Annotated in this window: 13 protein-coding genes; 5 read left to right on the top strand and 8 right to left on the bottom strand. The window is 59.5% G+C overall.

What is annotated here, in order from left to right; translation table 11 throughout:
• Positions 1-4 precede the first annotated feature (4 nt).
• From RIN61_RS25915 to RIN61_RS25930, 4 genes are read left to right on the top strand one after another with little or no spacing between them, the layout of a single operon-like run.
• Positions 5-1,252: an NAD(P)/FAD-dependent oxidoreductase gene (locus tag RIN61_RS25915; RefSeq protein ID WP_313854978.1), complete on the top strand. Its 1,248-nt coding sequence runs from the start codon at positions 5-7 to the stop codon at positions 1,250-1,252.
• Positions 1,249-2,058, top strand: a complete 810-nt coding sequence (locus RIN61_RS25920) for a DUF1365 domain-containing protein (RefSeq protein ID WP_112253366.1) — start codon at positions 1,249-1,251, stop codon at positions 2,056-2,058. The genes RIN61_RS25915 and RIN61_RS25920 overlap by 4 nt, the downstream gene beginning before the upstream one ends.
• Positions 2,033-3,295 carry an SAM-dependent methyltransferase gene (locus tag RIN61_RS25925; protein WP_112253365.1) on the top strand — a complete coding sequence of 421 codons (1,263 nt, stop codon included), beginning with the start codon at positions 2,033-2,035 and terminating at the stop codon, positions 3,293-3,295. Before RIN61_RS25920 ends, RIN61_RS25925 begins: the two co-directional genes overlap by 26 nt.
• Complete coding sequence (locus RIN61_RS25930) at positions 3,295-3,783, top strand: DUF2878 domain-containing protein (protein ID WP_207877887.1); 489 nt, start codon at positions 3,295-3,297, stop codon at positions 3,781-3,783. The genes RIN61_RS25925 and RIN61_RS25930 overlap by 1 nt, the downstream gene beginning before the upstream one ends.
• A gap of 420 nt (positions 3,784-4,203) precedes the next feature.
• Here the strand turns inward: RIN61_RS25930 and RIN61_RS25935 are convergent, their stop codons facing one another.
• The 4 genes from RIN61_RS25935 to RIN61_RS25950 all read right to left on the bottom strand — a co-directional run bounded on the left by RIN61_RS25935 (position 4,204) and on the right by RIN61_RS25950 (position 7,161).
• Complete coding sequence (locus RIN61_RS25935; protein WP_207877916.1) at positions 4,204-5,730, bottom strand: cryptochrome/photolyase family protein; 1,527 nt, start codon at positions 5,728-5,730, stop codon at positions 4,204-4,206.
• Positions 5,731-5,738: 8 nt separating this feature from the next.
• On the bottom strand, positions 5,739-5,888 hold the full coding sequence (locus tag RIN61_RS25940) for a hypothetical protein (RefSeq protein WP_181457379.1): 150 nt from the start codon (positions 5,886-5,888) through the stop codon (positions 5,739-5,741).
• Positions 5,885-6,406, bottom strand: a complete 522-nt coding sequence (locus tag RIN61_RS25945) for a chalcone isomerase family protein (RefSeq protein ID WP_112253362.1) — start codon at positions 6,404-6,406, stop codon at positions 5,885-5,887. Before RIN61_RS25945 ends, RIN61_RS25940 begins: the two co-directional genes overlap by 4 nt.
• A gap of 212 nt (positions 6,407-6,618) precedes the next feature.
• Entirely contained in the window at positions 6,619-7,161 is a 543-nt protein-coding gene (locus RIN61_RS25950) for an AAA family ATPase (RefSeq protein WP_313854984.1), read from the bottom strand.
• A gap of 299 nt (positions 7,162-7,460) precedes the next feature.
• Between RIN61_RS25950 and RIN61_RS25955 the strand changes: the two genes are divergently transcribed.
• Positions 7,461-8,306, top strand: coding sequence for an alpha/beta fold hydrolase (locus RIN61_RS25955; protein WP_313854986.1), 846 nt, complete (start codon positions 7,461-7,463; stop codon positions 8,304-8,306).
• A gap of 63 nt (positions 8,307-8,369) precedes the next feature.
• Here RIN61_RS25955 and RIN61_RS25960 read toward each other — a convergent pair whose 3' ends face one another.
• The 4 genes from RIN61_RS25960 to RIN61_RS25975 all read right to left on the bottom strand — a co-directional run bounded on the left by RIN61_RS25960 (position 8,370) and on the right by RIN61_RS25975 (position 12,299).
• Positions 8,370-9,590, bottom strand: a complete 1,221-nt coding sequence (locus RIN61_RS25960) for an MFS transporter (RefSeq protein WP_313854988.1) — start codon at positions 9,588-9,590, stop codon at positions 8,370-8,372.
• 123 nt (positions 9,591-9,713) lie between these two features.
• Complete coding sequence (locus tag RIN61_RS25965) at positions 9,714-10,574, bottom strand: N-acyl homoserine lactonase family protein (RefSeq protein WP_313854990.1); 861 nt, start codon at positions 10,572-10,574, stop codon at positions 9,714-9,716.
• A 165-nt stretch (positions 10,575-10,739) separates the two neighbouring features.
• Complete coding sequence (locus tag RIN61_RS25970; RefSeq protein WP_313854992.1) at positions 10,740-11,288, bottom strand: TetR/AcrR family transcriptional regulator; 549 nt, start codon at positions 11,286-11,288, stop codon at positions 10,740-10,742.
• 66 nt (positions 11,289-11,354) lie between these two features.
• Complete coding sequence (locus tag RIN61_RS25975; RefSeq protein ID WP_262108366.1) at positions 11,355-12,299, bottom strand: GlxA family transcriptional regulator; 945 nt, start codon at positions 12,297-12,299, stop codon at positions 11,355-11,357.
• Positions 12,300-12,320 lie beyond the last annotated feature (21 nt).

Genomic DNA, 12,320 nt, shown 5'->3' on the forward strand with positions numbered 1-12,320 from the left:
ACCCATGCGCATAGCCATTATCGGCAGCGGCATCGCAGGTCTGTCCTGCGCTTACCTGCTGTCACGCAAGCACGAAATCACAGTGTTCGAGGCCGAGCAATGGATCGGCGGCCATACGCATACCGTCGATGTGGCCTGGCAGGGCGAACACCATGCGATAGACACCGGCTTCATCGTTTTCAACGACTGGACCTACCCACACTTCATCCGCTTGCTCGACCAACTGCAGGTCGCCTCGCGGCCGACCGAGATGAGTTTCTCCGTGCATGACCCGGTCACTGGCCTGGAATACAACGGTCACGACCTGAACACGCTGTTCGCGCAACGTCGCAACCTGGTGTCCCCAGGCTTCTGGGGCATGCTTCGGGACATTCTGCGTTTCAATCGCCAGGTGCTCACCGACCTGGATAACCAGCGTATCGATGCCAACGCTACCTTGGGTGCCTACCTTCAGGCGCAGCGCTATGGGCAGCGCTTCATCGACCATTACATCGTGCCGATGGGGTCAGCGATCTGGTCGATGTCGCGCGCCGACATGCTCGGTTTCCCCCTCGCGTTCTTTGTGCGGTTTTGTCGTAACCACGGTTTGTTGTCGGTCAACCAGCGCCCACAGTGGCGCGTGCTTGAAGGCGGTTCGCGCAGCTATGTCGGGCCGCTGTGCCAACCATTCGTTGAACGCATCCGCCTCAACTGCAAGGTTTACCAGGTCCGCCGCGACGAAGGTGGCGTCACCCTGGTGAGTGCTGCCGGCACCGAACGTTTCGACAATGTAGTGTTCGCCTGCCACAGCGACCAGGCCCTGGCACTGCTGGAAAGCCCGAGCATGCAGGAGCGGGCCGTGCTTGGCGCCATCGGCTATGCCAGCAACGACGTGGTGCTGCATACCGATACCCGTCTGCTACCCCGCCGCAGGAACGCCTGGGCCAGCTGGAACTACCGCCTCGGCGGCCCGGAGCAGGCCCCTGCCGCGCTGACCTACAACATGAACATCCTGCAAGGTATCCAGTCGTCGACAACCTTCTGCGTGAGCCTCAACCAGACCGCGCTGGTGGATCCGGCGCAGGTCATCGCCCGCTTCCGCTACGACCACCCGCAGTACAGCCTTGCCGCGTCCGCTGCGCAGGCGCGCCAGGCGCAACTGCAAGGCCGTCAACACAGTTACTTCTGTGGCGCCTATTGGGGCAATGGCTTCCACGAGGACGGGGTGGTCAGTGCGCTGAAGGTGGCCGCGCATTTCGGAGAACGACTGTGAACAGCAGCCTGTGCCTGGGCTGGGTCAGCCACCGGCGCGTGGCGCCGCGGCCCCACGCGTTCCGCTACCGCATCGGTATGTTCTACCTGGACCTGGACGAGCAAACGTGGCTGATGGGCCTGTCACGCTGGCTGGGGCGCTGGCGCCTGGCGCCGCTGAGCTGGCGCCAGACCGACTACCTGCCAGCGCAGACCCGCCGGGGCGAGACGCTGGCCCAGGCTGCACGCTTGCTGGTGCGCAAGGCCACGGGCCAGTTACCTGAAGGCCCGGTGCACCTGCTCACGCAACTGCGCTGCTGGGGGCTGTCGTTCAACCCGGTGAGCTTCTATTTCTGCCATGACCGCGACGGCCACCTGACGGCGATTCTCCTGGAGGTGCGAAACACCCCGTGGCGTGAGCGCTACCACTACGTGCTGCCGGTACAGGGAAACCTGGCCAGGCCCTTCAGCGTCGCCAAGGCCTTCCATGTATCGCCGTTCATGCCACTGGACATGGACTACCGCTTGAACTTCTGCCTGGACGCGGACCATGTACGCATCCACATGGAGAACTGGCAAGGCGGTCGCAAGCTGTTCGAGGCCAACCTGGCCTTGCACCGCCAGCCGCTGAACAGGGCGGCCCTGAACCGATACATCCTGGCCTTCCCCTGGATGAGCCTGCGCACCCTCTCGGCCATTTACTGGCAAGCGCTACGCCTGTTGTGCAAACGCACCCCCATTCATGACCACACCGCCAGCCAGGGGAACCTGGCGCTCGGCCAAACCTGCGAGGATCTTGATGATGCCGAATCCCACCTTGAGCGTTAGCAAGTTCGCAGGCCTTGCGCCATTGCTTGGCGGGCTGGCGCGAAGCGCTGTGCTTGCCCAGCTGGGCAAGCTGCGCCAGGGCCATCTGCGCCTGCTCAGCCACGGGCAGCAATGGAGTTTCGGCGATGCCGACAGCCCCTTGCAGGCCGAGATGGAGATCCTCGATGACGCCGCCTGGGGCCTGATCGCCGGCAACGGCTCGATCGGTGCTGGCGAAGCTTACATCCACGGCTATTGGCGAAGCCCCGAGCTGGCGTTGGTGACTCGCCTGTTCGCTGCCAACCTTGAAGCACTCGATGCGCTTGAAGGTGGCCTGGCCCGCTTCGGCCGGCCTGCCCTGCGCCTGCTGCACCGGCTCAACAGGAACAGCCGGCGCGGCGCCCGGCGCAATATCCTGGCGCATTACGACTTGGGCAATGCCCTGTTCGAACGGCTGCTGGACCCGACCATGATGTATTCGGCAGCGCAATTCGAGCACCCCGGGCAGAGCCTGGAGCAGGCCCAGTTGCACAAGCTGGAGCGCATCTGCCAGAAGCTCGAACTGCGCCCTGACGACCACTTGCTGGAGGTTGGCTGCGGATGGGGCAGCCTGGCAATCCACGCCGCTACCCAGTATGGCTGCAGGGTCACCACTACGACGCTCTCGGCGGCGCAGTACTGCCATACCCTGGAACGCGTTCAGGCCCTGGGGCTGGAGCACCGTGTGAAAGTGCTTCGCGAAGACTACCGCGACCTTCGCGGCAGCTTCGACAAACTGGTTTCGATCGAGATGATCGAAGCTGTCGGCCATCGTTACCTGCCGGTGTACTTCCGCCGGTGTGCCTCGCTACTCAAGCCCGAAGGCCTGATGCTGTTGCAAGCGATCACCATCCGTGACCAGCGCTATGCCCAGGCACGGCGGTCAGTCGACTTCATTCAGCGCTACATTTTCCCGGGTGGCGCCCTGCCTTCGCTGAGCGTATTGCTCGACACCGCCAGCCGGCACACCGCACTCAATCTCATGCACATGGAAGATTTTGGCCTGGACTATGCCCACACGCTGCGGCACTGGCGGAAAAACCTGCGCCAGGCACGCTCAGAGCTGGCCGACCTTGGCTATGACGACAGGTTCCAGCGCTTGTGGGAATTCTACCTGTGTTACTGCCAAGGTGGTTTCGAGGAGCGCACCATCGGCGTTGCCCACCTGCTCTGGGCAGCGCCCCAGGCACGGCGCTCGCCCTTGCCTGACAGTGCCTGATGCCCGGCCGCTGGCTGGTCGCCAATGCCCTCTGGTTACAGGCCGGCTGGTGGGCCTGCGTGCTGGGCGCCGAACGCCCCTGGCTGTTGCTGCTGGTGATTCCGGGCCTGGTCATGCACCTGCGCCTGTGCCCGGACGCCAATACCGAGGCCAAGGCGCAGTTGCGGGTAACGTTGGCTGGATGCGTGCTCGATAGCGTGCTGGGCACGCTGGGCGTGTTCGGCTTCGACACCTGGCCACTGCCGCCTTGGCTCGCACTGCTGTGGCTGGTGCTGGCCAGCGGCATGCGCCACAGCCTGGCATGGGCCGGCAGGCATTGGCGCCGTGGTGCACTGCTGGGCGCCCTGGGCGGACCACTGGCCTATATAGGCGGCGCCAGGCTGACGGATGTCGCCTTGCCTTTGGGCCCGATGGAAACCGGCCTGCTACTGGTGCCGATTTGGGCCTGCGCCCTGCCGCTGCTTGTGCGCCTGGCGGCAAAAGGCTGATGCCTGCCAGATAGTGAACGGGGGCGGCTGCGCAGCCCATCGCCGGCAAGCCTGGCTCCCACCTCGACCGCGCCGGCCTCAAGCCATGTGCAAATATCTGTAGGAGCGGCCTTGTGTCGCGATGGGGCGCGAAGTGGCCCCAGGTTTTCAGCTTTGCACCAAAGATTGTCGGGGCCGCTGCGCGGCCCATCGCGACACAAGGCCGCTCCTACAAGGGCCAGTACTGGCTGAAGAGATATTCAAGACAGCTGCTCTCCCACTTCCACCGCGCCGGCCGCAAACCATGCCAGCGATGAGGCCCTGGCTGGCAGCACACGGCTGCCACAGGGACAGCGAAGACGTGAGGACGATGCGGTCGAGGTGGGAGCCTGGCTTGCCGGCGATGGCCGCGAAGCTGCCCCAGCACTGGCAAACGGTTTTTTATACCTCCTGCGCCGCATCGAGCAGTGCCAGAAGTGACTGGCCACGCTGCCATACCGCATCGCGACGGCTGGCCGACATGCTGTCGAGACTACGATAGACCAGCGCCAGACGCGGGTTGGCCGAAAGCAGGGTGCGATGGCGAATGAGAAAATGCCAGTACAAGGCATTGAACGGGCAGGCATTCTCCTCGACCAGCTGATCGACCCTGTAACTGCAAGCCTTGCAGTGATCGGACATGCGCTGGATGTAACGACCACTGGCGCAATAGGGTTTGGAGCCCAGATAGCCGCCATCGGCGTGCATCACCATGCCAAGCGTGTTGGGCAACTCGACCCAGTCGAAGGCATCCATGTACACCGCCAGGTACCACTCGCAAATCGCCGAAGGCACGACGCCGGCGAGCAAGGCGAAGTTGCCGGTAACCATCAGTCGCTGGATATGGTGCGCATAGCCCAGTCGCAGGGTCTGTCCGATGGCTTGTTCCATGCAGCGCATGCGGGTGCGCCCGGTCCAGTAGAACGCCGGCAACGCCCGCTCGTTGCCCAGATGATTGAGCCCGGCGTACGCCGGCATGCGCAACCAATAGATGCCTCGCACATACTCGCGCCAGCCGATCAACTGGCGGATGAAGCCCTCCGCAGCATTGAGCGGCACCCGCCCCTCGCGCCAGGCCTGGTCGACCTCATTGCACAGACAACGCACGTCCAGAAGGCCGATATTGAGTGCCGCACTGATACGCGCATGGAACAGATACGGCTCGCCCTCCGCCATCGCGTCCTGGTAGTCACCAAAAGCCGCCAGGCCGAAATCCAGAAAATGCTGCCAGAGTTGTTGCGCCTCGGCATGCGTCACGGGGTAGTCGAAGCCGTCGATGGCCCCGTAGTGGTCGCGAAAGCGCTGGCGCACCAGGGCTACCACCGCTGCGGTGATCCCGTCCTGCGCGAAATGCGCAGCAAACGGCCCACGCAGCTTGCGGGGTAACGCCTTGCGATTGTCGCCATCAAAATTCCAGGCGCCACCCGCCGGCCGGCCGTCAGTTTCCATAAGCAGGCCGGTTCGCTTGCGCATGCCACGGTAGAAGTGCTCCATACGCAGCTGGCGACGCTCCCGAGCCCAGCGCGCGAAGGCTTCGCGAGAGCACAGAAAACGTGTGTCCCGATGCCATACAAGCGGTAATGCAGCATCGCGCAACGCCTGCTCCAGGCGCCACTCACCGCACTCGGTGAGGTGGATGTGCGTGGCCCCCAAGGCGTGATGCCAGCGCTGCAATTCGCCAACGATGCTACCGCTGTTGCCGTCAGCGTCGAGCTCCACATAATGCACTCGCCAACCGCGCTCACGCAGTGCCTGGGCGAAGTGACGCATGGCGCTGAATATCAGTACGATCTTCAGCGGATGATGCGGCACATACCGGGCTTCCTCCTGAACTTCCGCCATCAGCACCGCATCGCGGGCAGGGTCGAGAGCGGCCAGGCTTGCCAGGTCGAACGACAGCTGGTCACCCAGCACCAGGCCCAGGCGCATCGCTCGTGCTACCACTCGCGAGTCAGCGTCACACGCAGCGGCGCATCAGGGCCGTCACGGTGCACGCATATTTCATCCTGCACCACCTGCGGTACCAGCCGTTCAGGTTCCTTTGCTTCGCCGGTCGAGACCAGTTGGACACGCGCGATCAGATTCATGGTTTACCCTCTAGCAGACGCTGGCGCAGTTGTGGATCCCTGGCTCGCGGATCAAGCCAGATGGCAAAGAATGCCCGGGCAAACACCGGGTCGGCGATTGCGCGGCTGAGTTTGCCATCGACATAGAAGCGGCAGCCCTGCCCCGGCAGGTACAAGCCGGTGATGTGCATGCCAGGACGCACATCCACAAATGCCTGCTCCATTGCCGCGCTCCACGCCGCGCGCCGCTGCGGCGTCACGCTATCGGCATCCAGGCGGCGCATTTCCTCGAGGCTGGTCTGTACCAGCATGTCCTTGGACAATGCCCGGTGATAGACGAGCTCCAAGGCAAAAGGTCGGTTCCAGTCCTGAACCGGGCCCGCTGCCCATAACTGGGCGGTGTAAAGCCGCAGGCCAAACCAGGTGAACTCACCGACACCCAGCCGTTGTGCCCCCGGCAGCTCGGTTCGCCAGCCCGCCGTGGTCGACAGGGCAGTCAGTAGCAGGCATAGGCCGGTCCAACGAGCAAGACGCGCCATACAGACCCTCAAGCGCCGCTAAATACTGTACGATATTATCATTATGTACAGATATTTGATGGCATTGCATAGATTTTGAGGTGTGCATCTGGATGACTGAATGGTGACCACGCCTGCAAGTGTGAATCTTGTGGTTCAGCATCTCGCCAACAGTGCGGCGTAAATGCGCCCTCACAGCAGGCGCCTGCCGCCAATCAAGCGCGATCTCGTATCTAATGATCTTGCACAACCTGATCAGGCTGCATGCCCATACTCGCGAGAAAAACATCGGTATCCTGATTGGTCCGCAGGCAGACCACGCGACAGCCCGATGGGGCCGTCGCCACGAGTCGCTTCATCGCCTCGCGAGACGAGGTTTTCGTCCGCCACATGAACCTGAAAAACTCCGGCAAGTTGGCCAGTAATTCCGGGCAGTTGTCCGGCAAGTCAGGCCGGGGTCGACCGCGGTTCAACATCGTTCTGAGGAGAACGCGCCAGAAGCGAAGCGGCGCCGAGCGATCAATCCATATCAACATGTCAGCGCGGGCGAGCCGGTTGTTCCAGGTCGTCGAATGCCCGCCTTCGAAGATCCAGCGCTCACGGGCCTCAATCTCATGACAAAGACGCGTTTTCTCGTCCCGGCTCCGCTCCACCCACCCTGGCTGCCAATGAATCGTGTCGATATGCACAACTGGCAGGCCTGTGCGCTCGCCAAGCTTGCGCGCCAGGGTACTTTTCCCAGACCCTGGCTGACCAATGATCATCACCCGTTGCATTGAAGCTCCCTCTAGCCATGCCTGCTGAATTTCGGGCGCGCGATTCTACGGCAATGGGCAACGCGGTCAACTGCAAGTGTGCTATGGCCGGGCATCAGACTACATGGCGCTAACGTCCGCCATGGGGCGTTAGCAGCCATTCGCGACTGACCGCTAACGACCCTATGCGGTCAGACAAATCAAGCTTTTCGCATGCGCGTACAATGCCACTATGTCCTGAAAAACAACCATAAACGACGTACCGCCTCGGACAACGAACCTTCAGGATTGGATGACACCAAACCAAGGAGCAGGCCCCGATGACCACCTCGATCAAAAGCGCTCAAGCAGAAACTCGTTTCGTTGATGTCAGCAACCGCCGGATTGCTTACCGTACCATCGGCGACGGAAAGCCTCTGGTTTTGCTCGTTCGCTACAGAGGTACCATGGATGATTGGGACCCTCTGTTCCTCGATAATCTGGTCACGCAAGGCTTCCAGGTAACAGTCTTCGACTACAGCGGTCTGGGCCAGTCAACAGGTGACCCGAGCTATAACCCAGGCTCTCTGGCAAAGGATGCCATCGAGCTGATTCACGCCCTTGGCCTGGGCCGCGTCGTAATTGGAGGGTGGTCCCTTGGCGGTATTGCTGCACAAATTGTTCTGGCGCAAGCCCCGCAGCTGGTGAGCCACGCGGTACTGCTGGGCACAACGCCTCCTGGCCAGTTGGTGAAAACGGGCGAGCCTCTGTTTTATGAGCTTGCACGACGTGAAAATGACTTCGAAGATTTTGTGAAACTGTTCTTCGAGCCAACCTCAGATCAGAGTCGAACAGCGGCTGAGCTCGCCTGGTCGCGACTGGCGTCTAGAACCCAAAATCGTAGTCCGCAGGTGCCAGTTGCCTGGGCTGCACAGCAACTCGGCGACGCTCCCAAGAACCCGGTATTCCCCGTAGAAGCGGTACTGCAGGTCCTCAAGACCACCAACATCCCAGTTCTTCACATAGGCGGCGATCACGACATCGTGTTCCCTGTAGAGAACTGGCAGGCGCTGACCAAGCAACTTCCATCGCTGACCCAACTCAGCTTGCCGAATGCCGGGCATGGCCCTCACATGCAATACCCCATCGCCACTGCCCGGCACATCGGGGCATTCGTCGCGGAGTAGCTGACCAGAAGCCGCACACAGAAAAGGCCACTTTATGTGGCCTTTTCTACTCTTCTACTAGCGTCATACCTTACTGCCGCCGCTCATCATCCTGTAAACCGCTACGAATGAGAGACTCATTACCAGAACGGCAAAAACTATCGCGGTATCGAAGATGCCGTATCCGCTAGCTACCGCGTACCCAGCGATCATCGCCGGAACACCCATACCGAGGTAGCAACAGAGGAAGGCAACGGACAACACACCCGCGACCTCTTCGGCGCGTGACTTGGATAAAACCAGTCGGATGCCACCTTGAAAACCAGCACCAAAGCCAGCTCCTGAAATCACAACGCCAAAGAAAAAGGGTGTGAGCGAACCGGTGATCAATGAGGCTAAGACCATAGCCATACCGGTCAACAGCCCCAGCGCACCAATCCAGGAGAGGGTATGCATTGACCGATTAACGAATGTCCCGATCGCAGCTACCCCACTTCCAGCGAAAGCCGCCAACACCAATCCTCCTGCCCATGACGCGGGTAGCGCAAAGAGCTGCTCAATTAACCGTGGTCCCATCGAAGCAAAAAAACCGGCGACAGCCCAGCCAGCAACGAATAGCGACGATGCAATGATCATTGGTCCGCGCACATGCACGGGTATGCGGAATTGAGGCATCAGTGACCGAGCAGCCCCAGGTATTCTTGCGCGGACATCCCTCATGATGAGTAGACCAACGCCCTGAATGACCAAAATAAAAGCTAGCGCCGCGAACACGGTATGAGTGGGGTACGGTAATGCCTGTGCGAATACGCTACCCATCAGAGCGCCAACAGCGCTGCCGATGGCGGGAGTGAGGGCATTCACGACCGCTCCGCGCTTGTGGTTGAGATCAATCAGGGCTGCGCCTACCGCTGGAACTGCAGCCCCTGTCGACACGCCTTGAATCAGCCTACCAAGCACTAGATCCGTGAAGCCATCAGCTACACCCAACATGTACATGGCCACCAATTGCAAAACAGTCGTCCACAACAGTACTGATCGACGACCGACGTAGTCGGACAGCCGTCCGAACACTAGCAGTCCGGCGAGTACTGATATGGCATAAATACTGAAGATAAAGCTGATGCCCATCGCAGTGAAATGCCACTGGTCCTGATAGATCGGATACAACGGTGTAGGTACGCTGGATCCAGCCAGGAAAGTCACTGTGATGGAGGCAAGCAGCCCAAAACGAGTCCGCGGGCCAAGACGCTGCTTGTCGTCATTGGCAACGCTTACTCCAGGGTTTATCACAATCTGGTTCATGACTTGTGCTCACAGTAAGCGGTTGATCAACAGGCATACGCCCATCGCAAATACCAGTGTTCCAGTCCCGAAGCGCACGGCTCGCCAAGGGCGAGCGCGTGCAAAGGTTATGAAAGCCATGCGTCACACTGAGGCCACAAGCGAATAGTTAATCGCTTTTGTAGCGTCAGCTTGTGGATTAGAAATGGCATCGAGCATACGCCCTACGACTTTTCCGCCCTTGATCAAGGCAGGCGCGTCGTGACTTGGAAGCAGAAATTTGCTATCTGCAAGCGCCCTTTTGAGAGCTTTCTTTTCATCCAGTGTGGACATGGCCCGGTTCGCTGTGATCGTCGGTTCATGGGACGCTTGATCGAGAATGGGCTCAATCAATTGGTCGTGGATGTCATAGGCGATGTCGCCGCAGATATTCGCCATTCCTTCGTCAGTTTCGACCAAGACCGATATCGAGCCTGGCGTGTGTCCCCCTGACAGTCGAACTGCTACGCCAGGGATAACCTCTTCTTCGAACGTACCGTCGACATCGAAGAGGCGAATTGCGCCTCGAGTGTGGAGACGATCAATCAAATGCTTGGTATCAGCCGCGGTGTACATGAGCGGTCCCATGATGCCGGAAGCAGCGAACTCCAGCTCACGACGGGAGATGCCGACTGTAGTCGCCATCGGGAAGAGATCAGTCATGCCGACGTGATCGATATGAGCATGCGTGTGGACGATGTGCCGGATGTCTTTCATCCGCAACCCATGCTGGGCCAGATGGTATTCAAGCGTCATTTGCGGCGTCACTTCGTACGTCAGTCCATATTCTTCATACTGCTGGGCATTGCGTGACCCCGTATCGACCAGGATCGGTTCCTCCCCTCCAGTAATAAGAAAACCCAGAACCGGGATGGTGACTTGCTCGCCGGGGTTCCGGAACATGACCAGACCACTCGAATCCATCTGCATGTTTCCGAGGTTAATAGGATGGATCTTCAGTGCCATGGTGATTCTCCTTGCGGGGCGACGCTTGGGTTAAGACAGAGCGTCAGAACGGGTAAGTGCCGTCTCGCTCTGCTCCGTTAAGAACCGATCGGTTCAATATAGGGCGACCCAGACGCAGGCGCAAGAGAAAAAAACCATTCAGTTCAAAAAGGTGATGGAATTCGTTTAGAGAGCCCGCAACGCGGCCATGAAATGGTCGACCCGATCGCCAGTCCCATCAGCAGGCAAGCAGCTTTCAACGCACACACCAGAGAAAAACACCATGATGATGTCCGCAACAACCTCTGGAGCCAGTCGTGTCTTCTCAGCCCTTACGTTGTCAGCGATTTCCGGGAGCAAGCGACGATGACAATTCACGAGCAGTTGACGGACCTGGTCGGAAAGCACGGGAAACTCCCGTAAAGCATTGACCGAAAAACAGCCCATACACCCGTTATCTTGAGGGTCGCCAAGCCGAAGAAAACGCTGGATATTTGCCCATCCTTGCGGCTGAGCAGTCAGGATTTCTGGTGCTCCGCGGTTTGCGTAGTAATACGCCAAAGCGCTCAGAAACAGATCATCCTTATCCTTGAATTCTGAATACAGGCCTGACTTATTCACACCCGTAGCCTGCTCAAGATGATGAAGAGAGGTGCCGGAGTAGCCGTACTGCCAAAACACGGGCAGTGCCTTCTCCAGAACCGTCTCACGATTGAATTTTCGAGGGCGTCCCATTTTCGGTACCTAAACGATCGACATGACCCCAGTATCGAACCGTTCGGTTTAATAGGAAAGCGTTTTCTATCCGACTCGCCTCGCATCGCGGCGAACTGCTTGCGGGGGAACCCCAAAACCTCGGATGAATACCTCGCGCATGTGTCGACGATCCCTGAACCCGGTTTCCCTTGCTACCGTGTCCAGGCTATGGCGACTCTGCTCGATCATTAGCCGAGCTGCCTCTAGTCGTAAGCTCTCCACCGCTTTAGCAGGTGATTGACCGGTTTCAGCAGTGAAGACGCGCGTGAATTGCCTTGGGCTCAGATGAACAACCTCCGCGAGCTCTTCAACACTCAATGCCCTGTTCAAATGCTTACGTGCATAATCCAAAGCGCTCTGAATGCGATCAGACTTGGGCGCCAGAGCAAGCAACTCAGAGTGCTGAGACTGCCCTCCCGATCGGCGTTGATGCATTACGAGCTTATGAGCAACCGATTTGGCAAGCTCCGTTCCCAAATCCTTCTCCACCATCCCCAATGCCATGTCGAGGCCTGCGGTCATTCCCGCAGAGGTCCAAACAGGGCCGTCCACAATGAAGATTCGATCCTCTTCCACCTCAATGCTCGGGTGCATGCTTTGAAGAGTCTTGGCATATGCCCAGTGAGTAGTCGCACGCCGGTTATCGAGGACACCCGCTTGAGCTAAGACGAACGCTCCTGTGCAGATGCCAGCGATGCGCCTAGAGCTCTGGGCAAATCCCCGCACGCTGGACAGAACCTCAGCAGCGGGAGGCGTAAGCGGAGTGAGTGTCCCTGTGATCATCCAGCTATCTGCAAGTCCTGGATCATCCAAAGCCAGCGTATCGATGTGCATTCCCAAGGATGATCGAATGGTCCCTCCTAACACCGAGTAGTTCTGAATCCGGTACACAGGCTCGCCCGCGACCATGTTCGCGAATTCAAAAACCGCCTGGGTGGCCAGAGACATCACCTGAAATCCATCCGTGACCAAGTAGCCGATTCGATGCATAACCGTGCTCCGATTGTGATG

It is taken from the genome of Pseudomonas inefficax (assembly GCF_032164165.1).
Lineage (GTDB): Bacteria > Pseudomonadota > Gammaproteobacteria > Pseudomonadales > Pseudomonadaceae > Aquipseudomonas > Aquipseudomonas inefficax.

What these genes read in the sequence shown, in the direction of transcription:
- RIN61_RS25950 (WP_313854984.1), bottom strand. Translation starts at nt 7,161, where the DNA reads ATGCAACGGGTGATGATCATTGGTCAGCCAGGGTCTGGGAAAAGTACC.
- RIN61_RS25970 (WP_313854992.1), bottom strand. Translation starts at nt 11,288, where the DNA reads ATGGGACGCCCTCGAAAATTCAATCGTGAGACGGTTCTGGAGAAGGCA.
- RIN61_RS25930 (WP_207877887.1), top strand. Translation starts at nt 3,295, where the DNA reads ATGCCCGGCCGCTGGCTGGTCGCCAATGCCCTCTGGTTACAGGCCGGC.
- RIN61_RS25915 (WP_313854978.1), top strand. Translation starts at nt 5, where the DNA reads ATGCGCATAGCCATTATCGGCAGCGGCATCGCAGGTCTGTCCTGCGCT.
- RIN61_RS25975 (WP_262108366.1), bottom strand. Translation starts at nt 12,299, where the DNA reads ATGCATCGAATCGGCTACTTGGTCACGGATGGATTTCAGGTGATGTCT.
- RIN61_RS25955 (WP_313854986.1), top strand. Translation starts at nt 7,461, where the DNA reads ATGACCACCTCGATCAAAAGCGCTCAAGCAGAAACTCGTTTCGTTGAT.
- RIN61_RS25935 (WP_207877916.1), bottom strand. Translation starts at nt 5,730, where the DNA reads ATGCGCCTGGGCCTGGTGCTGGGTGACCAGCTGTCGTTCGACCTGGCA.
- RIN61_RS25965 (WP_313854990.1), bottom strand. Translation starts at nt 10,574, where the DNA reads ATGGCACTGAAGATCCATCCTATTAACCTCGGAAACATGCAGATGGAT.
- RIN61_RS25960 (WP_313854988.1), bottom strand. Translation starts at nt 9,590, where the DNA reads ATGAACCAGATTGTGATAAACCCTGGAGTAAGCGTTGCCAATGACGAC.
- RIN61_RS25940 (WP_181457379.1), bottom strand. Translation starts at nt 5,888, where the DNA reads ATGAATCTGATCGCGCGTGTCCAACTGGTCTCGACCGGCGAAGCAAAG.
- RIN61_RS25925 (WP_112253365.1), top strand. Translation starts at nt 2,033, where the DNA reads ATGCCGAATCCCACCTTGAGCGTTAGCAAGTTCGCAGGCCTTGCGCCA.
- RIN61_RS25945 (WP_112253362.1), bottom strand. Translation starts at nt 6,406, where the DNA reads ATGGCGCGTCTTGCTCGTTGGACCGGCCTATGCCTGCTACTGACTGCC.